Origin of the sequence: Inquilinus sp. NPDC058860 (assembly GCF_042743185.1) — a bacterium.
Classification (GTDB): domain Bacteria; phylum Pseudomonadota; class Alphaproteobacteria; order DSM-16000; family Inquilinaceae; genus Inquilinus.
On the sequence record NZ_JBHYMS010000008.1, the window covers coordinates 1 to 25,051 of the forward strand.

Annotated in this window: 25 protein-coding genes; 5 read left to right on the forward strand and 20 right to left on the reverse strand. The window is 70.1% G+C overall.

Annotated features, from left to right (window positions below; translation table 11 throughout):
* The 7 genes from ACFW16_RS07365 to ACFW16_RS07395 all read right to left on the reverse strand — a co-directional run.
* On the reverse strand, positions 1–306 hold a 306-nt coding region (locus ACFW16_RS07365), incomplete at its 3' end, for a bifunctional DNA primase/polymerase (protein WP_380303356.1).
* Between the two features lie 161 nt (positions 307–467).
* Entirely contained in the window at positions 468–743 is a 276-nt protein-coding gene (locus tag ACFW16_RS07370; RefSeq protein WP_380303358.1) for a c-type cytochrome, read from the reverse strand.
* Positions 744–775: 32 nt separating this feature from the next.
* Positions 776–2,374, reverse strand: a complete 1,599-nt coding sequence (locus ACFW16_RS07375; RefSeq protein WP_380303360.1) for a flavin monoamine oxidase family protein — start codon at positions 2,372–2,374, stop codon at positions 776–778.
* Between the two features lie 237 nt (positions 2,375–2,611).
* Positions 2,612–3,121: an OsmC family protein gene (locus tag ACFW16_RS07380; protein ID WP_380303362.1), complete on the reverse strand. Its 510-nt coding sequence runs from the start codon at positions 3,119–3,121 to the stop codon at positions 2,612–2,614.
* Positions 3,122–3,130: 9 nt separating this feature from the next.
* Positions 3,131–3,925 carry an ABC transporter ATP-binding protein gene (locus ACFW16_RS07385; protein WP_380303647.1) on the reverse strand — a complete coding sequence of 265 codons (795 nt, stop codon included), beginning with the start codon at positions 3,923–3,925 and terminating at the stop codon, positions 3,131–3,133.
* Positions 3,926–3,941: 16 nt separating this feature from the next.
* Positions 3,942–4,769 carry an ABC transporter permease gene (locus tag ACFW16_RS07390; protein WP_380303364.1) on the reverse strand — a complete coding sequence of 276 codons (828 nt, stop codon included), beginning with the start codon at positions 4,767–4,769 and terminating at the stop codon, positions 3,942–3,944.
* Positions 4,766–5,746, reverse strand: coding sequence for an aliphatic sulfonate ABC transporter substrate-binding protein (locus tag ACFW16_RS07395; protein ID WP_380303365.1), 981 nt, complete (start codon positions 5,744–5,746; stop codon positions 4,766–4,768). Before ACFW16_RS07395 ends, ACFW16_RS07390 begins: the two co-directional genes overlap by 4 nt.
* Positions 5,747–5,936: 190 nt before the next feature.
* Between ACFW16_RS07395 and ACFW16_RS07400 the strand changes: the two genes are divergently transcribed.
* Positions 5,937–6,323 (forward strand): nuclear transport factor 2 family protein, encoded by a 387-nt coding sequence (locus tag ACFW16_RS07400; RefSeq protein ID WP_380303367.1) that lies wholly within the window; start codon positions 5,937–5,939, stop codon positions 6,321–6,323.
* A 104-nt stretch (positions 6,324–6,427) separates the two neighbouring features.
* Here the strand turns inward: ACFW16_RS07400 and ACFW16_RS07405 are convergent, their stop codons facing one another.
* The 12 genes from ACFW16_RS07405 to ACFW16_RS07460 all read right to left on the reverse strand — a co-directional run bounded on the left by ACFW16_RS07405 (position 6,428) and on the right by ACFW16_RS07460 (position 16,559).
* Entirely contained in the window at positions 6,428–6,739 is a 312-nt protein-coding gene (locus ACFW16_RS07405; RefSeq protein ID WP_380303369.1) for a hypothetical protein, read from the reverse strand.
* Between the two features lie 42 nt (positions 6,740–6,781).
* The gene (locus ACFW16_RS07410) at positions 6,782–8,023 is read right to left on the reverse strand and encodes a chloride channel protein (protein WP_380303371.1); all 1,242 of its coding nucleotides are present in this window, start codon (positions 8,021–8,023) and stop codon (positions 6,782–6,784) included.
* A gap of 103 nt (positions 8,024–8,126) precedes the next feature.
* Positions 8,127–8,507 carry a HesB/IscA family protein gene (locus tag ACFW16_RS07415; protein WP_380303372.1) on the reverse strand — a complete coding sequence of 127 codons (381 nt, stop codon included), beginning with the start codon at positions 8,505–8,507 and terminating at the stop codon, positions 8,127–8,129.
* Between the two features lie 93 nt (positions 8,508–8,600).
* Positions 8,601–9,038, reverse strand: coding sequence for an iron-sulfur cluster assembly protein (locus ACFW16_RS07420; protein WP_380303374.1), 438 nt, complete (start codon positions 9,036–9,038; stop codon positions 8,601–8,603).
* Entirely contained in the window at positions 9,035–9,475 is a 441-nt protein-coding gene (locus tag ACFW16_RS07425) for a SufE family protein (protein ID WP_380303375.1), read from the reverse strand. The genes ACFW16_RS07420 and ACFW16_RS07425 overlap by 4 nt, the downstream gene beginning before the upstream one ends.
* A 2-nt stretch (positions 9,476–9,477) precedes the next feature.
* Complete coding sequence (locus tag ACFW16_RS07430) at positions 9,478–10,731, reverse strand: SufS family cysteine desulfurase (protein ID WP_380303377.1); 1,254 nt, start codon at positions 10,729–10,731, stop codon at positions 9,478–9,480.
* Positions 10,731–12,056: a Fe-S cluster assembly protein SufD gene (gene sufD / locus ACFW16_RS07435; protein ID WP_380303379.1), complete on the reverse strand. Its 1,326-nt coding sequence runs from the start codon at positions 12,054–12,056 to the stop codon at positions 10,731–10,733. The genes ACFW16_RS07430 and sufD overlap by 1 nt, the downstream gene beginning before the upstream one ends.
* A gap of 7 nt (positions 12,057–12,063) precedes the next feature.
* Positions 12,064–12,816 (reverse strand): Fe-S cluster assembly ATPase SufC, encoded by a 753-nt coding sequence (gene sufC / locus ACFW16_RS07440; RefSeq protein WP_380303381.1) that lies wholly within the window; start codon positions 12,814–12,816, stop codon positions 12,064–12,066.
* 68 nt (positions 12,817–12,884) lie between these two features.
* Positions 12,885–14,339, reverse strand: a complete 1,455-nt coding sequence (gene sufB / locus ACFW16_RS07445; protein WP_380303383.1) for a Fe-S cluster assembly protein SufB — start codon at positions 14,337–14,339, stop codon at positions 12,885–12,887.
* Positions 14,340–14,573: 234 nt separating this feature from the next.
* A complete protein-coding gene (locus ACFW16_RS07450; RefSeq protein WP_034842035.1) occupies positions 14,574–14,900 on the reverse strand; it encodes a ferredoxin family 2Fe-2S iron-sulfur cluster binding protein in 327 nt (108 codons plus the stop codon).
* A gap of 83 nt (positions 14,901–14,983) precedes the next feature.
* Complete coding sequence (locus ACFW16_RS07455) at positions 14,984–16,081, reverse strand: cysteine desulfurase family protein (protein ID WP_380303385.1); 1,098 nt, start codon at positions 16,079–16,081, stop codon at positions 14,984–14,986.
* A 10-nt stretch (positions 16,082–16,091) separates the two neighbouring features.
* Entirely contained in the window at positions 16,092–16,559 is a 468-nt protein-coding gene (locus ACFW16_RS07460) for an Rrf2 family transcriptional regulator (protein WP_380303387.1), read from the reverse strand.
* A gap of 347 nt (positions 16,560–16,906) precedes the next feature.
* On the opposite strand from ACFW16_RS07460, the gene ACFW16_RS07465 reads away from it, so the two are divergent.
* From ACFW16_RS07465 to ggt, 4 genes are all read left to right on the forward strand, one after another.
* Positions 16,907–17,569, forward strand: coding sequence for an alpha/beta hydrolase (locus ACFW16_RS07465; RefSeq protein ID WP_380303389.1), 663 nt, complete (start codon positions 16,907–16,909; stop codon positions 17,567–17,569).
* Between the two features lie 35 nt (positions 17,570–17,604).
* On the forward strand, positions 17,605–18,456 hold the full coding sequence (locus ACFW16_RS07470; RefSeq protein WP_380303391.1) for a class I SAM-dependent methyltransferase: 852 nt from the start codon (positions 17,605–17,607) through the stop codon (positions 18,454–18,456).
* A 128-nt stretch (positions 18,457–18,584) separates the two neighbouring features.
* Entirely contained in the window at positions 18,585–19,829 is a 1,245-nt protein-coding gene (gene tyrS, locus ACFW16_RS07475) for a tyrosine--tRNA ligase (RefSeq protein WP_380303393.1), read from the forward strand.
* Between the two features lie 179 nt (positions 19,830–20,008).
* Complete coding sequence (gene ggt, locus ACFW16_RS07480) at positions 20,009–21,778, forward strand: gamma-glutamyltransferase (protein WP_380303395.1); 1,770 nt, start codon at positions 20,009–20,011, stop codon at positions 21,776–21,778.
* Here the strand turns inward: ggt and ACFW16_RS07485 are convergent, their stop codons facing one another.
* A complete protein-coding gene (locus ACFW16_RS07485) occupies positions 21,779–24,991 on the reverse strand; it encodes an AsmA-like C-terminal domain-containing protein (RefSeq protein WP_380303397.1) in 3,213 nt (1,070 codons plus the stop codon).
* Between the last annotated feature and the right edge of the window lie 60 nt (positions 24,992–25,051).

Genomic DNA, 25,051 nt, shown 5'->3' on the forward strand with positions numbered 1-25,051 from the left:
CCGCTGGGCCGTGCCGGGCGCGGCGAACAGGAGCATCCGGCCCCGGAACTCGGCCACGGGACCCGAGCCCGGGCCCTCGTCCCACATCCGGTCCAGCATCCGGCGGCCGAAGACCGCGGGAACGCTCACCACGTCGAAGGCGGAGCCGCAGGGCAGGACGACCGGGGCCGCGGGCCGCTCCTCCCAGAGCGCGAGCGTGCTGCGCGGGTACGCACCCGCCGAGGCCAGCCAGGCGGCGCCGTCGGCGGTGACGTCCGAGGCGTGGGGCACTGCGTTGAGGGTGACGTTGCGCGTGCTGCTGCTCATGACGCATACATCTACCCGGCGTGAGGACCCGGCTCCGGCGGGTTGCGGGAAACCGGGACAGGAAGGCGGGGCGAGGAGTATCTTGCCCACCCGCGCGGCATATGCGGCTGTGCTAGTCGGTGCCGGTCCGCGCAGTGCGCGCCGGTCCGCGCCGGTCCGCGCTAGTCGGAGTGGGCGCCGCCGCGCATCAGGTCCCGCCCGAACTCCACCATCTTCTTGGCGTAGTCCTCGGTCCACTCGGCCCGCTCCGCGATGTCCGCCGTCGTCAGCCCCTGCCCGGCCGGCATGTGGCAGGCCTGGCAGACATTGGCGAACAGGGCCGCGCCGTCGGTCTCGGCGAAGGTCGAGGCCGGGCTGAGCATCGGGGCGTCCTGGGCGCCCGCGGCCGCGGACAGCAGCAGGGCGAACAGGATCGCGGCCACGGAGCGGACGATCATGGCAGGGCTCCTCATCGACAGGCTGAAGGCGGTCATGCGGCGATCACGCGGTGGTGCAGCCGCTCGATCGCGTTCAGCGCCGAGAGGATCGCCCCCTCCTGCCAGGCCGGGATGTAGGAGGCGTGCTCGCCGGCCAGCACGATGCGGCCGTCGATCTGGCACAGATTGTCGTAGTGCTGGGTCCGCGCCTCGTCGGTCCAGTCGCCGGCGCAACCCAGGGTGAAGGGCACGCGGTGCCAGGCCACCGAGATCCCGGTCTCGAACTCCGTCTCGTACTGCGGATGGATCTGCTGGCCGTATTCGACCGCGCGGCGCACCCGCTCGGCCGGGTCCATGGCGGTGAACTCGTAGGAGTTCGGGCCGTTCCAGCTGTAGGCGCCGAGCAGCACGCCCTTGCCGCCGAGATTGTAGCCGGTGCTGGGGTAGGAGATCTGCCGGATCGGCAGGTCGGTGTAGCTGATGCCGCCGTAGATCGCCTCGTCCTCCTCCCAGAAGCGGCGCTTGAACTGCAGCCCGACCTTGACCGAGGAGGCATAGGGCACCGCCTCGATCGCCGCCTGCATCTTGGCGCCGATATCGATCGGGATCTGGCTGAGGACGGTCAGCGGGATGGTGCAGACGCACCAGTCGGCCTTGGCCTGCAGCGGGCTGCCTGGGCTTTTCGTGTCCTCATAGGTCACGGTCACCCCGGCCTCGCCCTGCTGGATCCGGGTGACCTTGGCGTTGTACCGGATCAGGCCGCCGAGCTGCGCGGCGAAGGCCTTGCCGATCATGTCCATGCCGCCGACCGGCTGGAACATGGTGGTCTGGAACTCGTAGAGGGCGAAGCTCTGCAGGCTGCGCCACAGCCGTGAATTGAGGATGTCGGACAGGCCGATCGGCTCGCCGGGCACCGGCTCGGCCCCCAGCCCGCCGCCCGCGTCCTTGGCGTAGCCGCGGAACTCGGATGCGGTCTCGCCGGCCTTGTAGGCGTAGTCCTTGTCCAGCGCGCCCCAGGACTTCAGCGCCTGCAACAGGATCTCGCGATCCTCCTTCGACACCGCCTCGTCCAGCCTGCCCTGCTGCGTCGCCTTGGCCAGCAGCTCGGAGACGTGGCCCTGGAAGTCGGTCTTGATCTCGCGGATGCGCTGCGGCTTGCCGCCGAAGCCCTTGGTGTTGTGCAGGAGAGCGTTGTGGTTGAGCTGCTGGAACGGCTCCAGCGCCACGCCCAGGCGCCGGCAATAGGCCAGCACGCCGTGATGATGGTACGGGATGCGCCAGGGCCCGGGGTTGATGTACAGGCCCTGGTCGAAGCCGCAGGTCTGGGTGGCGCCGCCCAGCTCGGTGAAGCGGTCGCCGCCGCGCAGCGTCCAGTTGCGCCCGCCCGGCCGGTCGTTGAACTCCAGCACCTGCACCGAATAGCCGGCCTGGCGCAGCTCCAGCGCCGCGGTCATGCCGGCGAGGCCGGCGCCGAGCACCAGCACCATGGCACCCTTCGGGTCGCCGCTCAGGTCGACCGGCCCCTTGTAGCCGGACTCCGCCGCCAGGCCGAGGCTGGTCATGGCCTGATACATGGCGGCGCTGCCCGCCGTCATCCCGATCAGCGACAGCAGGCCGCGGCGGCTGACGCCGCCCCCCTGTTCCTCTTCCATCGTCCATGCCCCTTCGACAGTCGCGGCGGAGCGATCCGGCCGCGGATGGCGGCCACAGCAAGAACGATGCCAGAAGTGGCAAGAACGATGCCAGAACGGGAAAGCCTTGTCCCCGGCGCCGCCAGGGCCGGTCAGGCTCCCGTCCAGTGCCGAAGCAAAAGGCACCGGATCAGGCAAATATTAGGCAGCAATCAACCCAAGGATTCGGCTTGAATTTTCGCTAAATCAGCCATGGATTCAAGCATTCACCAAGTCGACCGTGAACTCGGCCGGCTGACGGAGCGTCTGGTAGACGACGCAGTAGCGCTCGGTCAGCTTCAGCAGGGTGGCCCGCTGCTCTTCGGTCAGGTCGCCCTCGACCGCGAAGCGCAGTCGGATGGCGCGGAAGCCGACCGGCGCGTCCTTCGCCACGCCCAGCGTGCCGCGGAAGTCGAGATCGCCCTCGGCCGAGACGGTGCCGCCGGTGATCGGCAGGGCCAGCGCCGTGGCCACCGCCTTCAGCGTCACCCCGGCACAGGCCACCAACGCCTCCAGCAGCATGTCGCCGGAGCACAGCGACAGGCCGTCGCCGCCGGTCGCCGGGTGCAGCCCGGCCTCGGCCAGGGCACGGCCGGTCTCGACCTTGCACGTCACGCCCTCCTCGCCCACCCGCCCCTTGGCGCGCAAAGTGATCAGGGCGGCGTCCGGCGCCTCGCGATACTTGTCCTTCAGCGGGGCCTGCAGGGCGCGCAGCGTCTCGGCATCCATCATCGTCTCTCAGATCGTGACGGGCACGGCCGAAGCCCGGGCCCCTGCGGCGCCCGCATCGCGGCCGGCCGCAGCGTCGCGCGGCGGCGCCAGCGAGGATAGCACGGCTTCGCGCAGCCGCAGCAGCTCCGGCGCCCCTGCCCGCTCGGCCCGCGGCAGCGGCACGGCGATGTCGGCCACGATCCGGCCCGGGCGGCCGGCCAGCACCACCACGCGGTCGGCCAGGGCCAGCGCCTCGTCGATGTCGTGCGTCACCAGCACCAGAGTGGGCTGCAGCCAGTCGCGGATCTCCAGCAGGTGGCGGTGCAGGTCGCGCCGGGTGAAGGTGTCGAGCGCGCTGAACGGCTCGTCCAGCAGCAGCACCTGCGGCCGGGCCACCAGAGCGCGGGCGATGGCGACGCGCTGGGCCATGCCGCCGGAGAGCTGGCGCGGCCAGGCCCGGGCGAAGCCGGACAGGCCGACCCGGGCGATCGCCTCCGCCGCCAGCCGCGCCGCCTCGGCCTTGGGCAGCCGGCCGAGGCCGAAGCGGATATTGGCCTCGACGGTCAGCCAGGGCATCAGCCGCGGCTCCTGGAACACCACGCCGACATCCTCGCCCGGCCCGTCGACCGGGTGGCCGGCGACCGACAGCGCGCCGGCCGTCGCCCGCTCCAGCCCGGCGATCAGACGCAAGAGCGTGCTCTTGCCGCAGCCGCTGGCGCCGACCACGGCGACGATGGCGCCGGACTCGACCGCGAGGTCGATGCCGGCCAGGGCGTCGAGCCCGTTCGGATAGCGCTTGGCGACGCCGGTGAGGGAGAGCATGGTCACGCCCCCATTCTCATGAGTTCTCTGGCCTGAAGCCGTCCTGCCAGCGCACCAGCCGGGCGCCGAGCGTGGCCAGGGCCATGTCGCTGAGCTTGCCGAGCACGGCGAACAGCAGGATCGAGGCCAGGATGGTGGCCGGGCGGCCTGTCATCTGCCCGTCGACCAGCAGATAGCCGAGACCCTTGCTGGCGCCCATGAACTCCGCCGCCACCACGAACATCCAGCCGAGGCCCAGCCCGCCGCGCAGGCCGGTGATGTAGGTCGGCAGGGCCGCCGGCAGCAGGATCCGGCGCACCAGGTCCCAGGTGCCGAAGCGGTAGATCCGCCCGACCTCGACCAGCTTGCGGTCGACCGAGGCGATGGCGCCGGCCAGGGTCAGGTAGACCGGGAAGAACACGCCGACCGCGATCAGCAGCACCTTCGGCGTCTCGAAGATGCCGAACCACAGGATGAACAGCGGCGTCCAGGCGATCGACGGGATGCTGCGCAGCGCCTGGATGCTGGGATCCAGCAGGCGGCGGGCCAGCGGCCAGACGCCGGTGGCGGCGCCCAGCGCCGTGCCGGCGGCGGCGCCGAGCAGGAAGCCCCACCACACCCGCCACAGCGTCGCCAGCACATGGTCGAGCAGCACGCCGCGGGTCGCGAGGTCGCCCAGGGTCCGCAGGATCTGCGAGGGCGGCGGCAGCAGGCGGGTGGAGACCAGCCCGAGGGTGGCCAGCACCTCCCAGCCCAGGGCCAGCCCGACCGGCAGGACCAGCCCGACGATCACCGTACCGAGCGCGCCGGCCGCCCTTGGCTCGCGGATCTCGGTTCCGGCCGCGGCTGGGTCAAGGCTGGTCATGGCTGCGCCAGGGCGGTCTTGAAGCGGGCGTCGAGCAGCGCGTCGACCGCGGCCGCGACATCGACCCCGGCATCGATCACCCCCGCCTGCTGCAGCGCCACCCCGGCGCTCAGGATGGTGTCGCGCTTCGGCGCATCGATCGCCGGGCCGGACAGGTCGGTGCGCTCCAGCTGCTTCGCCGCCACCGCGTCGGTCAGGCCGGCGGCCTGGACCAGGGCGGTGCGCAGCTCGTCCGGATGGGCCAGGGCGTAGGTGCGTGCCTGTTCATAGGCGCGGATCACGGTCTCGACGATCTCCGGATGGTCGGCGGCGAACGGCTCGTTCACGTTCAGCACGCCGTAGGTGTTCAGCTCGGGCTTGCGGTAGAACAGCCGCGCCCCCTGCTCCAGCTCCGCCTGCGCCATCATCGGGTCCAGCCCGGCCCAGGCGTCGACCTGGCCGGCGATCAGGGCGTTGCGGCCGTCGGCGTGCTGCAGCAGCACCACCTCGATGTCCTGTTCGGTCAGGCCGTGATCGGCCAAGGCGCGCAGCAGGAAGATGTAGGGGTCGGTGCCGCGGGTGACGGCGACGCGCCTGCCCTTGAGATCCTCGACCGTCTTGACGGGGCTGTCGCCGTTGGTCACCAGCGCCGTCCATTCCGGGCGGGAATAGGAGTAGACGGCCTTGATCGGGCTGCCGTTGATCCGCGCCAGCAGGGCCGCGGCGCCGGCGGTGGAGCCGAACTGGACGCTGCCGGAGTTCAGGAACTCGATCGCCTTGTTGCTGCCGGCGCTCTGCACCCAGGTGACCGACACGCCTTGCGGCTTCAGCGCCTCCTCCAGCCACCCCTTCTCCTTCAGCACCAGGCTGACCGGGTTGTAATAGGCCCAGTCGAGGGTGATGGCGGAGACCGGATCGGCGGCCCGGCCGAGCGCCGGAGCAAGAGCGGCAACGACGATCGAGCCTGCCAGCAGCAGGCGGCGCGACAGGGTGATCATGGTCGGTCCTTTCGGCCGGCAGGATCAACGATCCCGGCCCGTTGTTTGTCGGATGAAATACATTATTTTGGAAATGGTTTATGTCAAATGCATTAAATCACGCAATAACTTTGTTTATAACAGAACGCTCGACAACCGGGACTGCCTTCTGCATAATGAAACAAATTAGGAACAAATTGACCGAAATACCATGGACGACCACGTCGTCGCTGCTTTGTGGCGCGCTTTCGATGCGCGCGACTGGGCCCGCGCCCTGGGTTTGCTGTCCGATGATTTCGTGGCGGATTGGCCGCAGACCAGCGAGCGCGTCCGAGGCGCCGACGCCTTCATTGCCCTGAACGCCAACTACCCCGGCCGCTGGCGCTGCCATCTGCAGGAATTGATCGAGGCGGGAGAACGGGCGGTCTCCCGCGTGCTGATCACCAACGGCAACGACATCGTGCATGCGGTTTCGCTGTACCGCCTGCGCGACGGCCAGATCACCGAGGCGGTGGAGGTGTTCGCCGATGCCGGCGAGCCGCCCTACGACCGCAGCCGCTGGACCGAGCGCTACGAGCTGAAGCTGCCGACGGGGTGAGCTCGCAGGTTGGGTTCGCCGCGGCGAACCCAACATCGCGCAGCAGCACGGTGGTGGGATGCTGGGTTCGCGAATGCGAACCCAACCTACTCGCGAGCTCGCGCCTAACACGCCACCGTCAGCTCGACATACTCCGCCCGCATCGGGTTGTCGCCCGGGGCGACGTTGGTCACCTTGCAGGCCGACACCTGCTCGATCGCCTTGCGCTCGGCGGCCCGGACCTTGGCCCGGGACGGGCCGATCAGGCTCGGCCCCACCAGCCAGGCGCCCCAGGTCGACTGCGTCAGCCGGGTCACGCCGATGTCGAGACCGTTCACCGTCACCGTCCGCGACAGCACGGCAGGCGTCTCGACCGGCGGCTTCTGCGTGCAGCCGAAAAGCGCCAGCGCGATCAGCGCCGCAAGACCGTATCTCACCTGAACCCCCGAAGGTGTTTTTTTCCTTTGCGGGAGACGATATCAGGTTGTCGTCGAAGGATTCCAGCCGGCTCGCGCAAGAATTCGTTCGGCCAGCAGATGATACAGCCCGTGCCGCAGCACCAGCCGCGACCCGGCCCAGGCCAGGCCGACGGCCGGGATCAGGATGGCGAGGCCGCGGGATTCGCCCGTCATCTCCGCCAGCAGCACCAGGGCGGTGACCGGCGAATGGGTGACGCCAGTCAGGTACGCGGCCATGCCGACCAGCATCAGCGAGGGCACCAGGTCCGGACCCACCAGAGGGGCGAAGATCGCGCCGAAGCCGGCGCCGACCGAGAGCGACGGCGCGAACAGGCCGCCCGGGATGCCGGCCGAGGATGCCAGGGCGGTGGCGGCGAACTTGGCCGGGAAGAACCACCAGGCGAGGGCGTGGCCACCTTCCAGCGCCAGCCGCGTCGGCTCGTAGCCGGTGCCGAAGGTGGCGCCGCCGGCGGCCAGGCCGATCAGCCCGGCGACGAGGCCGCAGCTGGCGGCGGCGGCCAGCACCGACCAGCGGCCGAACCGGGCGAACAGCCGCGGCAGCAGCCGGGTCAGCGCCAGGACGCAGCGGCCGAACAGGCCGCCGAGGATGCCGGCGAGCAGCGCCACCACCAGAAAGACCGGAATCGCCCCCGCGGTGAAGTCGAGCGGGTGGCGGCCGAAATAGGTGTAGTCGCCGAGCACGGCGATGGCGACGGCCGAGGACAGGAAGATCGCGGCCAGCACCGCCATGCGGTTGCGGATGTCGAAGCCGCCGACCAGCTCCTCCAGCGCGAAGACGATGCCGGCGAGCGGCGTGTTGAAGGCACCGGCCAGGCCGGCCGCACCACCGGCGGTGATCACCCGCCGCAGCCGCGCCGGGGTGGCGCGCGGGGTCAGGCCGGCCAGGATCACGGCGCCGACCTGCACGGTCGGGCCTTCCCGCCCGATCGAGCCGCCGCAGGCCAAGCCGACCAGGCAGAGCAGGATCTTGCCGATGCCGGTGCGGGCGTTCAGCTGGCTCGGCACCAGCTCGAGCGGCCGGCGCATCGCGGCGATGCATTGCGGGATGCCGCTGCCGGGCGCGGCCGGGAACAGCCGCTGCGCCGCCAGGGCAGAGACGCCGAAGCCGATGGCGCCCAGGATCGGCGCCAGCCACAGCCGGCCGTCGGTGATCCAGAAGAAGAGCTGCTGCGCCTCGTCGGCGGCGCGGGCGAAAGCGACGGCCATGCAGCCGACCAGGATGCCGCCGATCGCAAAGCGCATCATCCGCCGCAAACGTGGCGGCGACAGCAGGCGGCGGAGGGTTCTCGGGGTCAGGTCCGGCGCGTCGCCGGCAGGATGTACCACGGCGACGTCGACGCCGGCGTCAGATGCCGGCGGGGGCCGGTTCCTTGCCCTCGGGCTGGGCCACCCGGAAGCTCTCGCCGCAGCCGCAGCGATCGACCTCGTTCGGGTTGTTGAACACGAAGCGGGCGCCGAACTCTTCCTGGACCCAGTCCATCTCGGTGCCGAGCAGGAACATGATCGCCGAGGGGTCGATCAGGACGGTGACGCCCTTGCTCTCGACCACATCCTCGAACTTCTTCCGCTCCTCGGCATATTCCATGAAGTAGCTGAGGCCGGAGCAGCCGCGCGCCTTGACCCCGACCCGCAGGCCGAGGATCGGCTTCGGCGACTTCGCGATCAGCTCGCGCACGCGGTCGGCGGCGCGGTCGGTCAGGGAAATCGGCGGCGGTAGGGCACGCATCCTGTTCACCTCTCGTCCTCGACCCATAAGATGGGCCGGTCGGGAAAAGACTTCAACGGTTTGCGGCGGCAGGGCTGGCCTGCCCGCCTCCCCTTACATCCCGAGCGCCAGGCGGGCATCCTCGCTGGCGCGCTCGATCGACCAGGGCGGATCCCAGGTCAGGTTGACCTTGGCCTCGGTCACGCCCGGCACCACCGCGGCGCCGCGCTCGACGATCGCCGGCATCGAGCCGGCCACGGGGCAGTTCGGCGCGGTCAGGGTCATGTCGATCTCGACCTTGCCCTCGGGCGACACCTCGACCCGGTAGATCAGCCCAAGCTCGACGATGTTGACCGGCAGCTCCGGATCGAACACCAGGGTCAGGTTGTCGAGCACGGCCGAGCGGGTGGCTTCGACATCGAGCGGATATTCGACCTTGGACAGCGGCGTGACGACATGGATCCAGTCCGGTTCCGGCACGTCGAGCGTGCCGGCGCGCATGAAGTCGTTCAGGCCGAGGCCGTCATCGGGGAAATGGGCGGGTCGCGTCATGATGATGTCGCCTCCCGCGCGGCCAGGTGGCGCCGCGCGATCTCCTTGATCCGTTCGACCATCGAGGCCAGGCCGTTGCGGCGGCCGCTGGTCAGATGGGTGTCGAGGCCGAGCCGGGTGAACAGGCCGCGCAGGTCCATCGCCGCCACCTCCTCCGGCCGGCGGCCGGAGAACACGCCGGTGACGATGGCGATCAGCCCCTTGACGATGCGGGCGTCGCTGTCGCCCTGGAACACGATATGGTCCGGCGCCTGGTCCTCGGGCCTGGCGATCAGCCAGACCTGGCTCTGGCAGCCATGCACCTTGTTGGCCTCGACCCGCTCCGCCTCCGGGAACGGCGGCAGCGCGTCGCCCAGGCTGATGATGTAGGCGTAGCGCTCCTCCCAATCGTCGAGGAGGGAGAAGTTCTCCTCCAGCTCTTCCGGGGACAGCGACATCGTCATCTCGCGAACAGCTTGATCACCTTGTCCAACGCCTCGGCCAACACATCGATCTCGGCCTTGGTGTTGTAAAGCCCGAAAGAGGCGCGCGCCGTGGCCGGCAGGTGCAGCCGCTCCATCAGCGGCTGGGCGCAGTGGTGGCCGGCCCGCACCGCGACGCCGGCCTGGTCGATGACCGTGCCGATGTCGTGCGGATGGGCGCAGTCCATGGTGAAGGAGATGATCGAGGCGCGCTCCCGCGCCCGGCCGACGATGGTCAGGCCCGGCACATGCGACAGCCGCTCGACGCCGTACTCCATCAGGTCGCGCTCATGCGCCGCAATGGTGTCGAGGCCGAGCCCGGTGACGTAGTCGATCGCCGCCTTCAGCGCGATGGTCTGGGCGATGGCCGGGGTGCCGGCCTCGAACTTCGCCGGCAGTTCGGCAAAGGTGGTGCCGGAGAAGCTGACGGTGCGGATCATCTCGCCGCCGCCCTGCCAGGGCGGCATCGCCTCCAGCAGCGCCTCGCGGCCGTACAGGATGCCGATGCCGGTCGGGCCGTACAGCTTGTGGCCGGAGAAGGCGAGGAAGTCGCAGCCCAGCGCCTGGACGTCGACCGGCATGTGGGTGATCGCCTGGGCGGCGTCCAGCAGCACCTTGGCGCCGACCGCATGCGCCCGCTCGATCACCGCCTTGACCGGAACGACGGTGCCGAGCGCGTTCGACATGTAGGCGACGGAGACCAGCCTGGTCCGCGGCGACAGCAGCTTCTCGAACTCGTCGAGCAGGAAGTTGCCGTCGTCGTCGATCGGGGCGACCTTGAGGACCAGCCCCTTCTCCTGCGCCAGCAGCTGCCAGGGCACGATGTTGGAATGATGCTCCAGCACCGAGACGATGATCTCGTCGCCCGGCTGCAGGAAGGCGCGGCCGTAGCTCTGGGCCACCAGGTTGATCGCCTCGGTGGTGCCGCGGGTGTAGACGATCTCCTTGATCGAGGCGGCGTTGATGAAGCGCTTCACCGCCTCGCGCGTCGCCTCGAAGGCGTCGGTCGCGGCGCCGCTGAGATAGTGCAGGCCGCGATGGACGTTGGCGTATTCCTCCTCGTAGACGCGGCTCTCAGCATCGATCACCGAGCGCGGCTTCTGCGCCGAGGCGGCATTGTCGAGATAGACCAGCGGCTTGCCGTAGACGGTGCGCGACAGGATCGGGAAGTCCGCCCGGACGGCGTTCACGTCATAGGCGTTGATGCCGCTCATGTGCAGCCGCGTGTCCATCATCCCTCCTGGTGCCGCGCGGCGAGCCACAGCCCGACCGCGGCCTCGAACTCCTCGCGCACCGCCTCGTCGGCGACCTCCTCCAGCGCCTCGCGCAGGAAGGCCTCGACCAGCATGGCCCGGGCGACGCGCTCGTCGATGCCGCGGGCGCGCAGGTAGAACAGCGCCTCGGCGTCGATCTCGCCGACCGTGGCGCCGTGGCTGCATTTGACGTCGTCGGCGTAGATCTCGAGCTCGGGCTTGCTGTCGATCTCGGCCGTCCTCGACAGCATCAGCGCCCGGTTCAGCTGATAGCCGTCGGTGCGCTGGGCGTCGCGGCGGACGATGATCTTGCCCTGGAAGACGCCCCTGCCCTTGCCGTCCAGCACGCCCTTGAACACCTCGCGCGACCGGCAGTCCGGCACGGCGTGATCGATCAGGGTGGTGGTGTCGATGTGGCGGGTGCCGTCCGCCAGATAGGCGCCGGTGACATGGCCGTTGCCGCCGCGGCCGGTGAAGGTCGCGACCACCTCGGTCCGCGCCAGGTCGGCGCCGAGGCTGAGGGTGAAGCTGTCATAGGTGGCGTCGCGGCCGATGCGGGCGCTGCCGTTCAGCAGATGCACCGCGTTCAGCCCCTCGCTCTGCCGCCGGTAGTGGCGCAGCCGGGCGCCGTCGCCGATCTCCGCCTCGACCACGGCATTGGTGAAATAGCCGGTGCCGTCGGTGCCGTGATAGGCCTCGATCAGCGTCGCCTGACTGTCGGCGCCGGCCAGGATCAGGATCCGGGGGTGGCTCGCCACCGCCACGGCGCCGGGGGCCGTCAGGAAGACCAGGCGGACCGGCGCTTCGATCACCGCGCCGGGAGCGATGCGCAGCACGGCGCCGTCCTCGACCAGGGCGGTGTTCAGCTCGACCAGCGAGGCCGCGTCGGCGGCCGCGGCGAAGCGGGATTCGACCTCGGCGTCGCCGGCCTCCAGCGCCGCGGCGTAGCCGTCGAGGCGCAGCCCCTGCGGCAGGCTGTCGAGATGCGACAGCTCCGGCCGCAGCCGGCCGTTGACGAAGACCATGGCCGGGCCCTGCGCCGGCACGAAGGCGCGCAGCGCCTCCGGCAGCGTCGCGTCCGCCGGCGCCGTGGCGCCGTTCAGGCCCAGCCTCTCCAGCCGCCGCAGGTCGGTGTACTTCCAGGCCTCCTGCTTGCGCGTCGGCAGGCCCAGGCTCTCGAACCGGGCCATCCCCGCCTCGCGGCGACGGGCGACGGTGCTGCGGCCGACGCCGGGCAGCGCCGACCGGCTGGCGGCGAATCGCTCGCGCTGGGCGGCGACGACGGGCGAGATCGCTTCGCTCATCTCTGCCTCACGCGGCCGCCGCCGGCACAACGCCGGCGTAGCCCTTCTCCTCCAGCTCCAGCGCCAGCTCCTTGCCGCCGGACCGGACGATCCGGCCGTCGGCCAGGATATGGACGTGGTCGGGGACGATGTGGCTCAGCAGGCGCTGGTAATGGGTGATCACCAGGAAGGCGCGGTCGGGCGAACGCAGCTTGTTCACGCTCTCGGCCACCACCTTCAGCGCATCGATGTCGAGGCCGCTGTCGGTCTCGTCCAGCACCGCGAGGGCGGGCTCGAGCAGCGCCATCTGCAGCGCCTCGTTGCGCTTCTTCTCGCCGCCGGAGAAGCCGACATTGACCGAGCGCTTCAGCATCTCGGTGTCGATGCCGAGGCCCTTGGCCTTCTCGCGCAGCAGCTTGGTGAACTGCATCGGGTCCAGCTCGGCCTCGCCGCGATGCTTGCGGTGGGCGTTGTAGGCGGTGCGCAGGAAGGTCACTGTGCCGACGCCGGCGACTTCGAGCGGGTACTGGAAGGCCAGGAACAGGCCGGCGCGCGACCGCTCCTCCGGCTCCATCTCCAGCAGGTCCTCGCCCTCGAAGGTGATCGCCCCGCCGGTGACCTCGTAGCCGTCGCGGCCGGCGATGACGTAGCTCAGCGTCGACTTGCCGGAGCCGTTCGGCCCCATGATGGCGTGGATCTCGCCCTTGTTCAGGGCGAGCGAGACACCCTTCAGAATCTCCTTGCCGTCGACGGCGACGTGCAGGTCCTTGATCTCCAGCATTCCGCGTTCCCTCGCCGCTTCACCGCGGCCTGTCCTCGAACAAGATGGCCGCGCAAGCGCGGCGGGTCTCAACCGACCGAGCCTTCCAGGCTGATGCCGACCAGCTTCTGCGCCTCGACCGCGAACTCCATCGGCAGCGCCTGCAGCACCTCGCGGCAGAAGCCGTTGACGATCAGGCCCAGCGCCTCTTCCGTGCCGATGCCGCGCTGGCGGCAGTAGAACAGCACGTCGTCGCTGACCTTGCTGGTGGTCGCCTCATGCTCCACCTGCGCCGTCGGGTTGCGGCTCTCGATATAGGGCACGGTGTGGGCGCCGCACTGGTCGCCGATCAGCAGGCTGTCGCACTGGGTGAAGTTGCGCGCGCCCTCGGCGCCCGGCAGGATCCGCACCAGCCCGCGATAGGTGTTGTCCGACTTCCCGGCCGAGATGCCCTTGGAGATGATCCGGGAGGTCGTGTTCTTCCCGATATGGATCATCTTGGTGCCGGTGTCGGCCTGCTGGCGGTTGTTGGTGATCGCCACCGAGTAGAACTCGCCGACCGAGTTGTCGCCCTGCAGGATGCAGCTCGGGTACTTCCAGGTGATGGCCGAGCCGGTCTCGACCTGGGTCCAGCTGACCTTGGAGTTGCGGCCGCGGCAGGCGGCGCGCTTGGTGACGAAGTTGTAGATGCCGCCCTTGCCCTCCTCGTCGCCCGGATACCAGTTCTGGACGGTGGAGTACTTGATCTCGGCGTCGTCGAGCGTGACCAGCTCGACCACCGCGGCGTGCAGCTGGTTCTCGTCGCGCTGCGGCGCGGTGCAGCCCTCCAGATAGGAGACGTAGCTGCCCTCGTCGGCGATGATCAGGGTGCGCTCGAACTGGCCCGTATTCTCCGCATTGATGCGGAAATAGGTCGACAGCTCCATCGGGCAGCGCACGCCCTTGGGGATGTAGACGAACGACCCGTCGGTGAAGACGGCCGAGTTCAGCGTGGCGAAGTAGTTGTCGGAATAGGGCACCACTGAGCCGAGATACTGGCGCACCAGCTCGGGGTAGCGCTGCACCGCCTCGGAGATCGAGCAGAAGATCACCCCGACCTTCTCCAGCTGCTCCTTGAAGGTGGTGACCACGGAGACGCTGTCGAACACCGCGTCGACGGCGACGCCGGCCAGGCGCTCCTGCTCGCGCAGCGGGATGCCGAGCTTCTCGTAGACGGCCAGGACCTCGGGGTCGACCTCGTCGAGGCTGCCGAGCTTCGGCTTCTTCTTCGGCGCGGCGTAGTAGTAGGCGCCCTGGTAGTCGATCGGCGGGTGGCTGATCCGCGCCCAGTGCGGCTCCTCCATGGTCTGCCACAGCCGGAAGGCGCGCAGCCGCCACTCCAGGAGCCATTCGGGCTCGTTCTTCTTGGCGGAGATGAAGCGGACGGTCTCCTCGGTCAGCCCCTTCGGCGCCGTCTCCATCTCGATGACCGAGACGAAGCCGTGCTTGTAGCGGCTGTTCGTGATCTCTTCGACCTGCCGGACCGTCTCCTGGACCGCCGCCATGCCTCGCTCCTCAACCCTGTGCCAGAACCGATTAACCGAGTGGGCTAGTCGGGTACTCCGATGCGGAAGGCCCCAAAGGTTGCCCCTTGGGAGGCCAATGTTGCCGCCCTTCTCTCGCCAATAGATAGGCGTTTCGGCGGCGAATGCCAGCGAAAACCCGACTGCGAGAGTCGTTCTCAGCCGCGCTCCGCTGGACCCCGGCATGCGGACCGCTCATGCCGGAAGGTCCTTGTATCACATCATGTTGTTGCTGCCGCCCGGCAGCCGGACGGTCAGCCCGTCGAGCTCGTCATTCATGATGATCTGGCAGCCGAGGCGCGAGGTCTTGGTCAGGCCCCAGGCGAGGTCGAGCATGTCTTCCTCGTCCTCCCGCGCCGGCAGCAGCTTCTCGTACCAGTCCGGCTCGACGATCACATGGCAGGTCGAACAGGCCAGCGAGCCCTCGCAGGCACCTTCCAGATCGACGTCGTATTTGTGCGCGATCTCCATGATCGACAGCCCGGCCGGGGCGTCGATCTCGCGCCGGTTCCCGTCCGGCTCGATGAAGATGATCCTGGGCATTCCGGCCCGTACTCCTGCTCGAAGACGTGGTGTTCTACGAAAGCGCCGCAAAGGGGGCAACCGGCGAAACCTCATGCCACCTCTCAAGCGACCGCACGGCTGCGCCTCCGCTGGGACAGATCGGCCCAGGCGGCAACGCAGCGGTCGATCGCCGCGGCGTCGGTTCCAGGGCCCAGGCTGATGCGGATGGCGCTTTCGGCCAGATCCGCCGGCAGCCCCATCGCCTCCAGCACATGGCTGCGGCGGACCTTGCCGGAGCTGCAGGCCGAGCCGGCGCTGACCGCCACGCCAGCGAGGTCGAGCCCCGCGACCTGGGTCTCGGCGGTGACGCCGGGCATGGCGACGCAGCTGGTGTTGGCGACGCGCGGCGCGGCGGCGCCCAGCACCACCGCGCCTTCGGCGGTCAATCTCTGTTCAAGCTCGTCGCGCAGCGCTGCGATCCGCGGCATATCCGCCCGGTCGGCCACGGCCGCCGCGGCGGCGCCGAAGCCGGCGATGCCGGCGACGTTCTCGGTGCCGGCGCGGCGCCTTCCCTCCTGCGCCCCGCCGCGCAGCAGCGGCGCCAGCGGCAGCCCGTCGCGCAGCGCCAGGGCGCCGATGCCCTGCGGCCCGCCCAGCTTGTGGGCGGAGAGGCTGAGAGCATCGATCTCGGCTCCGACCACAGGCAGCGCGATGCGTCCAGCGGCCTGGACCGCGTCACAATGCAGCAGCGCACCGTGACAGCGGGCGATCGCGGCGGCCTCGGCCACCGGCTGGATCACGCCGGTCTCGTTGTTGACCGCCATGATCGAGACGATCGCCGGCTCCGGATCGGCCGCCAGCAGCCGCTCGAGAGCGCCGAGATCGACCCGGCCGTCGCCGCCGGCCGGGATGCGGTCGGTGGCCCAGGCCAGGGCGCTGTCATGCTCGACGGCGGAGGCGAGGACCCGGCGCCGGCCGAGGCCGGTGAGCGCCAGGGCGTTGGCCTCGGTGGCGCCACCGGTGAAGACGATCTGGGCCGGCGTGACGCCGGCGAGGGCCGCGACTCGGGCGCGGCCGGTCTCGACCAGCCGGCGGGCCTCACGGCCGAAACGGTGCACCGAGGACGGGTTGCCGACCGACTCCAGCGCCGCGAGCATGGCGGCGCGCGCCTCCGGCCGCAGCGGCGCGGTGGCGTTGTGGTCGAGATAGACGAGGGTCATGGCGTCCGCCTCATTCGGCGGCGACGGTCACGCCCGGCCCGGAGGGGAACAGATGGCTGGAGCCGAGCACCCGGCGGTTGACCACGTCCTCGACCGTCACCGAGGACAGGTACATGTGGATCTGGTTGCCCAGCTCCTCCCACAGATCGTGGGTCAGGCAGCGGCTCTTGTCGCTGTGGCAGCCGAGCGGGCTGTGCTTCTCGCAGCGGGTGGCCTGGATCGGCTCGTCCACCGCGAAGATGATGTCGGAAATGCGCACCGTGCCGCAGGGCCGGGCCATGAGGTAGCCGCCGCCGGGCCCGCGCACGCTGCGGACCAGGCCGCCGCGGCGCAGCTTGGCGAACAGCTGCTCCAGATATGGCAAGGAGATTTCCTGGCGGAGCGCGATGTCGGCGAGCGCCACCGGCCCGTCGGCCCCGTGCCGTGCCAGGTCGACCATCGCCATGACGGCGTAGCGTCCCTTGGTGCTCAAACGCATCTTCTGCGCCCCCAACGGCCCGACCTGCCCGCCGGACCGGAATTCACTTTGCTGTCCGCGCCCCGGACCGGATGCCCATCGTCTCCGACGGCCCGATCCGCGGCGCAATCCGCGCCTCTCAACCCCGCCCGGTCCGCCATGCCTCGATCAAGACCCTTGAACACGAAGGCCGTCCCGATGCTATACGAACATTTCGCGTGGATCGTGTTGACGGCGGGTGGCCGGCACGGTCTGCGTCGTGGCAGGGTGAGTGACCGCTTAGATATAGATATCCGAGCGCAATGGTCAAGAAAGCCGCCCCACCGCGTCGGTCCGCCACGCCGCCACCTCGAGGAGCTTAACGGCCGATGCCGGACGTCATCTTCAACGGGTCCGAGGGACGCCTCGAAGGCCGCTATACCCCGAGCAAGCGCACCAATGCGCCGATCGCCCTCTTGCTGCATCCCGATCCGCTGGGCGGCGGGACGATGTTCAACAAGATCGTCCACACGCTGTACCAAGCGTTCAAGAAGCACGAATTCACCGTGCTGCGCTTCAACTTCCGCGGCGTCGGCCGCAGCCAGGGCATCCACGACCGCGGCGAGGGCGAGCTGTCCGACGCCGCCTCGGCGCTGGACTGGATGCAGGCGCTGAATCCGAACGCCGAGGCCTGCTGGGTCGGCGGCTTCTCCTTCGGTGCCTGGATCGGCATGCAACTGCTGATGCGCCGGCCGGAGATCGACGGCTTCATCTCGATCGCGCCGCCGGCGAACAAATACGACTTCACCTTCCTGGCGCCCTGCCCCTCCTCCGGCCTGATCGTCCAGGGCGACAAGGACGACCTGGTGCCGCACGACGCGGTGCAGAAGCTGGTCAACAAGCTGTCGCAGCAGAGGGACATCAAGATCGACTACCGGGTGATCCCGGGGGCGAACCACTTCTTCACGCTGCACAACGACCAGTTGCTGGCCCATATCGACGACTACCTGACCAAGTCGGTGAAGCTGGCGCCGCCGCAGGCCGCGGACTGAACCGCACGGCCCCGTGCCGGGCAAGGGGATCGAGCATGGCGACGAACGAAGCCGAGACGCCGAACGCCGACCAGATCGCCTATTGGAACGAGGCCGGAGGATCGGTCTGGGTCGAGATGCAGGCGCAGCTCGACCGCATGACCGCGCCGTTCAGCCGGCAGACGATCGAGGCGCTGGCGCCCGCGGCGGGCGAGCGGCTGCTCGACATCGGCTGCGGCAGCGGCGGTAGCACGCTGGAGCTGGCGCGGCGGGTCGCCCCCGGCGGACAGGTGCTCGGGCTCGACATCTCCGCGCCTATGCTCGGCCTGGCCCGGCGCCGCGCTGCCGAGGCCGGGCTGGACAATGTCCGCTTCGTCGAGGCCGACGCCCAGACCGCCCGCATCGATCCGGGCGGCTATGACGGGCTGTTCTCGCGCTTCGGCGTGATGTTCTTCGACGACCCGGTCGCCGCCTTCGGCAACCTGCACGGCGCGCTGCGGCCGGGCGGGCGCCTCGCCTTCGTCTGCTGGCGCAGCATGGCCGAGAACGGCTGGGCGACGGTGTCGCTGGCCGCGGCGCTGCGCCACCTGCCGGCGCCGCCGCCCCCGGTCCCCGGCGCCCCGGGCGCCTTCGCCTTCGCCGATCCCGACCGGGTCCGCGATATCCTCGGCCGCGCCGGCTTCACCGGGATCGCGGTTACGCCTTTCGACACCAAGGCCGGGGTCGGCGACCTGGAACAGACCCTCTCCCTGGTGCTGCGCAGCGGCCCGGTCGGCGCGCTGCTGCGCGAGCACGAGGACAAGCGGGAGGTCGTCGCCGCCGCGGTGCGCGAGGCGCTGGCGCCGCACCAGACCGCCGACGGCGTGCTGCTGGACACCGCCGCCTGGATCGTCACCGCCACGGCGTGAACCGCCGCGCCCCGATCCATCATTTTGGGGGAAGTTCGGTTTGAGGCACGGGCGGCCCTCGTGCTACAGCCGTTCGGTCAGTCAGCACTGGCAGACTCCAGACACCTTCCGACAAGCAGTCGACGATCATGACCGGATTCCGCTCCGACTTCCTGCGCACCCTCGAGGCGCGCGGCTTCATCCATCAGGTGACGGATGCCGAGGGCCTGGACGCCCTGGCGGCGAAGGGACCGGTCACGGCCTATATCGGCTACGACGCCACGGCGGACAGCCTGCATGTCGGGCATCTGGTGCAGATCATGATGCTCCGCTGGCTGCAGAAGACCGGCGGCCGGCCGATCGCGCTGATGGGCGGCGGCACCACCAAGATCGGCGATCCGACCTTCCGCGACGACGCGCGGCCGCTGCTCGACGACGCCACGATCAACGGCAACATCGCCTCGCTCCGCCGGGTCTTCGCCAGCTTCCTCGATTTCGAGGGCGGCGCGATCATGGTCAACAACGCCGACTGGCTGGACGGCCTGGCCTACATCCCGTTCCTGCGCGAGATCGGCAGCCACTTCACCATCAACCGCATGCTGAGCTTCGATTCGGTGAAGCTGCGGCTGGAGCGTGAGCAGCCGCTGACCTTCCTCGAATTCAACTACATGATCCTGCAGGGCTACGATTTCCTGGAGCTGTCGCGGCGGCACGGCTGCGTGCTGCAGATGGGCGGCTCGGACCAGTGGGGCAACATCGTCAACGGCATCGACCTGACGCGGCGGCTGGCCGGGCGCGAGGTCTACGGCCTGACCTCGCCGCTGCTGACCACTTCCTCCGGCGCCAAGATGGGCAAGACCGCGGCCGGCGCCGTCTGGCTGAACGAGGATCGCCTCCCCCCCTACGACTACTGGCAGTACTGGCGGAACACCGAGGACGCCGATGTCGGCCGGTTCCTCAAGCTGTTCACCGAGCTGCCGCTGGACGAGATCGACCGGCTGGCGGCGCTGGGCGGGGCCGAGATCAACGAGGCCAAGAAGATCCTGGCGACCGAGGCCACGGCGCTGCTGCATGGCCGCGACAAGGCCGAGGCGGCGGCCGAGACCGCCCGCCAGGCCTTCGAGCAGGGCGTGTCGGCCGAGGGCCTGCCCTCGACCGAGGTGCCGCGGGCCGAGCTGGCGGCCGGCATCCAGGCCTTCCGGCTGTTCGTCCGGGCCGGCCTGGCGGCCTCGAACGGCGAGGCCCGGCGGCTGATCCAGGGCGGCGGCGGCCGCGTCAACGACGCCGCCATCACCGATCCGGAGCAGCCGATCGGCGACCGCGACATCGGCGCCGACGGGGTGATCAAGCTGTCCGCCGGCCGCAAGAAGCACGCGCTGGTGCGGCCGGCTTGAAGCGTCCTTCGGCAGGAGATACGTCATCCTCGTAGGTTGGGTCCGCGAATGCGAACCCAACCTACGGGCCATGTGCTTGCAGTCTGCGAGCATTGCGGAGGACCACCAGTCCGGGCAGCATGCCTCCCGAGTCCCGCGCCGCCGCGACGGCGCGGCCGAGTCACGACAGGAGGGGCATGATGATCCGCCATGCGATGGCATCGTTGGCGCTGGCGGCCTGTGCGCTGGGTCCGGTGGCGATCCAGGCCGCATCGCCGCCTGCGGTGGAAGGGGCGGACGGCATGGTGGTGTCGTCGCAGCATCTCGCTTCCGAGGCAGGGGCCGAGATCCTGCGGGCCGGCGGCAACGCCGTCGATGCCGCGGTCGCCACCGGCTACGCCCAGGCCGTCACCAACCCCTGCTGCGCCAATATCGGCGGCGGCGGCTTCATGGTCATCCATCTGGCCCGCGAGAAGCGCGACACCTTCCTGAACTTCCGCGAGACCGCGCCGGCGGCCGCGACCGAGACCATGTATCTCGACGCCGCCGGCAATCCGGTGAAGGGCGCCAGCCTGTACGGCTATCTCGCCGTCGGCGTGCCGGGCAGCGTGCTGGGCCTCGACACCGCGCTGCAGCGCTACGGCACCCTGCCGCGCGAGACGGTGATGGCGCCTGCCGTCAGGCTGGCGCGGGAGGGCTTCATCCTGACTCGCGGCGACACCGACATCCTCGACGCCGGCGCCGCCCTGCTGAAGAAGGACCCCGTGGCCGCAAAGATCTTCTTCCGCCCCGACGGCTCGCCATTCAAGCCGGGCGACCGGCTGGTGCAGACCGATCTGGCCGACACGCTGGAGGCGATCGCCAAGGGCGGGCCCGACGCCTTCTACAAGGGCGCGATCGCGCAGAAGGTCGAGGCGGCGATGAAGGCCAATGGCGGCATCATGACCGCGCAGGACTTCGCCGCCTACACCGTGACTGAGGCGGATCCCGTCACCTGCAGCTATCGCGGCTACGTCTTCGTGTCCTCGCCGCCGCCCTCCTCCGGCGGCACGACCATGTGCGAGATCCTGAACATCCTGGAAGGCTACGACCTGAAGGCGCTGGGCTGGCATTCCGCCGCCGGGGTGCATCTGATGGTCGAGGCGATGCGCCACGCCTATATGGACCGCAACACCTATCTCGGCGATCCGGCCTTCGTGAAGAACCCGCTCGACCGGCTGCTGAGCAAGGACTACGCGGCCCAGATCCGAACGAAGATCCTGCCGGACAAGGCGACGCCGTCCACGGAGGTGCAGCCCGGCGTCCAGCCGCACGAGAAACCGGAAACGACGCACTACTCGGTGGTCGACAAGGACGGCAACGCGGTTTCGGTCACCTACACCATCAACGGGCTGTTCGGCGCCGGGGTGATCGCGCCCGGCACCGGCTTCCTCCTCAACGACGAGATGGACGACTTCACGGTCAAGCCCGGCGTGCCGAACCTGTTCGGCCTGGTCCAGGGCAAGGCCAACGCGATCGCGCCGGGCAAGCGCCCCCTGTCCTCGATGGCGCCGACGCTGGTCACCAAGGACGGCGAGATCGCACTGGTGCTGGGCAGCCCGGGCGGGGCGCGCATCATCACCATCACGCTGCAGGCGGCGCTCAACATGATCGATTTCGGCATGGCGCCGCAGGAGGCGGTGGATGCGCCGCGCATCCACCACCAGTGGCTGCCGGACGAGGTCTTCGCCGAGCCCCGCGCCCTGTCGCCCGACACGGTGAAGCTCCTGGAGCAGATGGGCCACAAGGTGACCGTGCAGTCGCCCTGGGGGGCGGCCGAGCTGATCGCGCTGCAGCCCTCGGCCGTCGCGGCCGCGTCCGGCGCCGCCTCCTCCGGCAACGATCGGGCCTTCGGCGGCAAGATGCTGCCCGGCTTCGTCTACGGCGCCAACGACAACCGCCGCCCGGCCGGGCTGGCGGTGGGCGAGTAGCTACCGGTCGCTGCCGCGGTCGCGCGGCGGCCGCTGCGGCTGGGGCGCCGCCGGCCGCGGCGGGCCGCCCTCCGTGGATGGCGTCTCCTCGAAGAACAGGCGCCGCAGGAAGCCGGGGGCCAGCACCGACAGCGGGTTGACCGAGACCGACGGGTCGGCGAAGGAGCCGCGGATCGAGTAGGTGAAGGCGAACAGCCCGCCGCCCTCGCCGCCGGTCAGGATGTCGCCGATCAGCGGGATCGCGCTGATCACGCTGTTGATGTGGTAGATCGGCACGATGGTGCCGGCCAGGTCGATGGTCTCGGCCCGGAGATCGATCACGCCGTCGAAGGCCAGGCCGAGGTCGCCGCCGGCCCCCCGCCCCTGCTTCAGCGTGACCCGCCGCTGCGCCGCGGCATAGGTGAAGTCGGCGTCGAGCCGGTTGAAGGTCAGCCCGCTGGTGCCGAACAGGTCCTGCAGCCCGGAGGGCGAGGTGGCGGCCAGGAGCCGCGCCATGCCCGGCGCATCGTGCAGCACGAAGCCGCGGGCGTCGAACTGCCCCTCGATCGCGCCGGTGACGCCGTTGCGCGTGCCGGTGGCCAAGAGGCTGCCGCCGGTGATGTTGTCGGCGATGTCGAGGACGCGCAGCGCTTCGCCCGCATCCTCGCTGCGCAGGGTCAGGATCTGCCGGTCCGGCTGGCCCTGCTGCGGCGTCAGGCGCAGATCGATCGGCCGCCCGCCCGGCAGCTGCGCCGCCAGGGTGACGTCCTGCAGGTTGGTGGTGCGGCCGATCGCCCGCCCGTGCACCGCCTTGAGCGAGCGCCTGTCACCCAAGGACAGCTCCCCGACATCGAAGGTGACGTCGATCCGCGGGCCGGGGGCCGGGTCGGCGTCAGGATCGCTCCCGGCATCCGCCTTGCCGCCCTGCCCTGCGGCGCGCCGCTGCTCCAGGACGCCGGAGACGTCGAGATGCGAGCCGGTGAGCGCCAGGCGGTAGCTGTCCGGCCCCAGCACCTCGACCTGGCCCTTGACGTCGTTCGCTCCTTGCCGGAACGAGGCGATGCTGAGCTGCGCCAGCGAGCCGTCGCGGGCGAAGTCGGCGCTGCCGGAGGCGGCGATATCGCCCCCCGAGACGCTGAACTGCGAGACCTTGGCGATGCGGTCGCCGGCCAGGGCCAAGCTGACCGCTGCATCGGCTTTGCCGCCCGCGGGCTTGACCCAGCCGATCGGGTCGATCGCGATTCGGGCGTCGGTGAGGTCGAGCTTCGCGTCGAGCGTCGTTGCCCCGCCGGAACGCTTGGCAAGATCGAGATCGGCGCCGACGGTGCCGTCGACCGGTCCGAAGACCGGGATCTTCAGCGCCTCCCGCGCCGCCGGGGTCAGGGTGGCCTGGGCCGAGACCCTGGTCTGGACCGCCGAATCATCGAACGCCTCGCGCCAGGAGAAGGCGATCGGCACGGCATTGACCTGGGCCTTGCCCGCCAGCGTCATGCCCGACTTGTCGAGCGCCAGCCTGGCATCCGCGCCGGCCAGGTCGTAGCCCGGCTTGACGGCGGCGATGCCGACATTGTCCAGCGTGCCCTCCACCCCCATGCGGATCGCCTCGAACGGCAGGTCGGCGAGCAGCGAGAAGCCGAAGCGCATCCGGGCCGTCGCCCGGCCCGACATGCGGTCCGGCACCAGCCCGACCCTCTTGGCGTAGCCGAGCCGCGGCAGGTCGAGCACGGACATGATCGTCTTCACCGGCCCTTCGACCCGGGCGTCGATGTCGATCACCTGGTCCTTCAGGTCGAGGCCGGTGATGGTGATGTCGGAGGGTTGCAGCGCGATGTCCTGCAGGTGCCCGCCGGCCGTGGCGATGCGCATGGTCGACCGGTTGAAGCTGGCCGCGGCGTTCAGGCCGGTGATCGGCGGCAGCCCGTCGAAATAATGCACCGTCATGTCGCGCGCCTGGATCGTGCCGTCGGCCGCGACCAGGGTCACCGCTTCCGGATCGGAGACCGGAGCCCGGGCGTGCAGGCTGAATTCGGTGCGATCGATGACACCGTCATGCAGGTTGGTGGTGATCCAGTCGCGGGCGCCGCTCGGCACGCCAGGCGGCCACAGGCTGTCCAGCAGGTCGACCGGCAGATCGGTGACGGTCCCGGCCGTGATCGCCTCGATCGTGTCGCCGACCGCGTCGACCTGACCGGACAGCGAGATCTTCGGCCCACCGAGATCGATGCTGAAATCGTCGAGCGTCAAGCGCCGCTTCGGCAGGTCCACCGAGCCCGACAGGCTGGTGCGGGCGGCGCCGAACGATCCGGTCCACAGCGGCGGCAGCTTGAGCCGGGTCTCGATGCTGGTCAGCGAGAATCGCCCCGTCGTCGGCTGGAAGCGGGAATCGAACTCGACCTCGAGCCGGCCCGACACCGGGCTTTCGATCGCCTCCAGCGGCGCCAGAACCGGCGAGATCCGGGTCAGCGCGGCCGGGATGACGTTGGCGAAGGTGACGGTCGCTCTGCCGTTGCGGCTGGCCCGCAGATAATGGATCTCTCCGCCGAGCTGGGCCATCCGGTCGCCGGAGACAACGGACAGCGACGTCCGGCCGTCGACGCCGGTCGCGGTGCGGCTCAGATCGGCCGAGGCCTTGGGCGCGATCCAGCTTCGCCCCAGCACGCGGTCGTCGATGCGGACGCTGCCGTCGACCACGGTCAGGCGGGTCAGCGAGGCGATCGGGCTGTCCTCGCTGCCGACCCGGGCATCGAGCGCCGCCAGCAGATCCTTGACCACGTCGCGGGTCGGCGCCCCTTCCGCCGGCGTCGACGCCCCTTCCTCCCCGGCCTCGCCGCCGCCGAGCCCGAAGCTGAACTCCCCGGCTTCCGTCCGGGTCACCCGCAGATGCGGCCGGATCAGATCGATCCGCAGCGGCGCCACCACCCCGCGCAGCAGCTTCGGCATGCTGACATCGGCCGTTCCTTCCGGCGTCACCGCGACCAGCGTCCCGTCCTTCTGCCGCACGCGCACGTTGCGGGCCGCCAGCACCGCCGGCCGGTCGAACCCCTCCCAGCGCAGGGCCAGCGCGCCGATCTCCACCGAGACGTCGCGCTCGGAGAGAGCCTGCTCGACATAGGGGGTGAGAAAGTCGATCTCCAGCGGCCCGGAGGACAGGCGCCACGCCAGCACGACGGCAGCGAGGGCGAAGCCGGCGACCGCCAGCCCGACGATCTCGGCCAGGATCTTCAGCGCCCTCATCCCGAACGTTTCACCCTCGCTTGACCCGTTCCCGCGGGAACCCGATGCTGCGCCCGCACC

Coding starts and splice junctions, on each gene's coding strand:
- ACFW16_RS07375 (WP_380303360.1), bottom strand. CDS start 2,374: ATGGAAGAGGAACAGGGGGGCGGCGTCAGCCGCCGCGGCCTGCTGTCG.
- ACFW16_RS07430 (WP_380303377.1), bottom strand. CDS start 10,731: ATGGACACGCGGCTGCACATGAGCGGCATCAACGCCTATGACGTGAAC.
- ACFW16_RS07385 (WP_380303647.1), bottom strand. CDS start 3,925: ATGCTCTCCCTCACCGGCGTCGCCAAGCGCTATCCGAACGGGCTCGAC.
- tyrS (WP_380303393.1), top strand. CDS start 18,585: ATGACCGGATTCCGCTCCGACTTCCTGCGCACCCTCGAGGCGCGCGGC.
- ACFW16_RS07415 (WP_380303372.1), bottom strand. CDS start 8,507: ATGCGTGCCCTACCGCCGCCGATTTCCCTGACCGACCGCGCCGCCGAC.
- ACFW16_RS07425 (WP_380303375.1), bottom strand. CDS start 9,475: ATGTCGCTGTCCCCGGAAGAGCTGGAGGAGAACTTCTCCCTCCTCGAC.
- sufC (WP_380303381.1), bottom strand. CDS start 12,816: ATGCTGGAGATCAAGGACCTGCACGTCGCCGTCGACGGCAAGGAGATT.
- ACFW16_RS07450 (WP_034842035.1), bottom strand. CDS start 14,900: ATGCCCAGGATCATCTTCATCGAGCCGGACGGGAACCGGCGCGAGATC.
- ACFW16_RS07420 (WP_380303374.1), bottom strand. CDS start 9,038: ATGACGCGACCCGCCCATTTCCCCGATGACGGCCTCGGCCTGAACGAC.
- ACFW16_RS07380 (WP_380303362.1), bottom strand. CDS start 3,121: ATGGATGCCGAGACGCTGCGCGCCCTGCAGGCCCCGCTGAAGGACAAG.
- ACFW16_RS07410 (WP_380303371.1), bottom strand. CDS start 8,023: ATGCGCTTTGCGATCGGCGGCATCCTGGTCGGCTGCATGGCCGTCGCT.
- ACFW16_RS07390 (WP_380303364.1), bottom strand. CDS start 4,769: ATGACCAGCCTTGACCCAGCCGCGGCCGGAACCGAGATCCGCGAGCCA.
- ACFW16_RS07370 (WP_380303358.1), bottom strand. CDS start 743: ATGATCGTCCGCTCCGTGGCCGCGATCCTGTTCGCCCTGCTGCTGTCC.
- ACFW16_RS07465 (WP_380303389.1), top strand. CDS start 16,907: ATGCCGGACGTCATCTTCAACGGGTCCGAGGGACGCCTCGAAGGCCGC.
- ACFW16_RS07400 (WP_380303367.1), top strand. CDS start 5,937: ATGGACGACCACGTCGTCGCTGCTTTGTGGCGCGCTTTCGATGCGCGC.
- ACFW16_RS07395 (WP_380303365.1), bottom strand. CDS start 5,746: ATGATCACCCTGTCGCGCCGCCTGCTGCTGGCAGGCTCGATCGTCGTT.
- ACFW16_RS07460 (WP_380303387.1), bottom strand. CDS start 16,559: ATGCGTTTGAGCACCAAGGGACGCTACGCCGTCATGGCGATGGTCGAC.
- sufB (WP_380303383.1), bottom strand. CDS start 14,339: ATGGCGGCGGTCCAGGAGACGGTCCGGCAGGTCGAAGAGATCACGAAC.
- sufD (WP_380303379.1), bottom strand. CDS start 12,056: ATGAGCGAAGCGATCTCGCCCGTCGTCGCCGCCCAGCGCGAGCGATTC.
- ACFW16_RS07470 (WP_380303391.1), top strand. CDS start 17,605: ATGGCGACGAACGAAGCCGAGACGCCGAACGCCGACCAGATCGCCTAT.
- ACFW16_RS07455 (WP_380303385.1), bottom strand. CDS start 16,081: ATGACCCTCGTCTATCTCGACCACAACGCCACCGCGCCGCTGCGGCCG.
- ggt (WP_380303395.1), top strand. CDS start 20,009: ATGATCCGCCATGCGATGGCATCGTTGGCGCTGGCGGCCTGTGCGCTG.
- ACFW16_RS07485 (WP_380303397.1), bottom strand. CDS start 24,991: ATGAGGGCGCTGAAGATCCTGGCCGAGATCGTCGGGCTGGCGGTCGCC.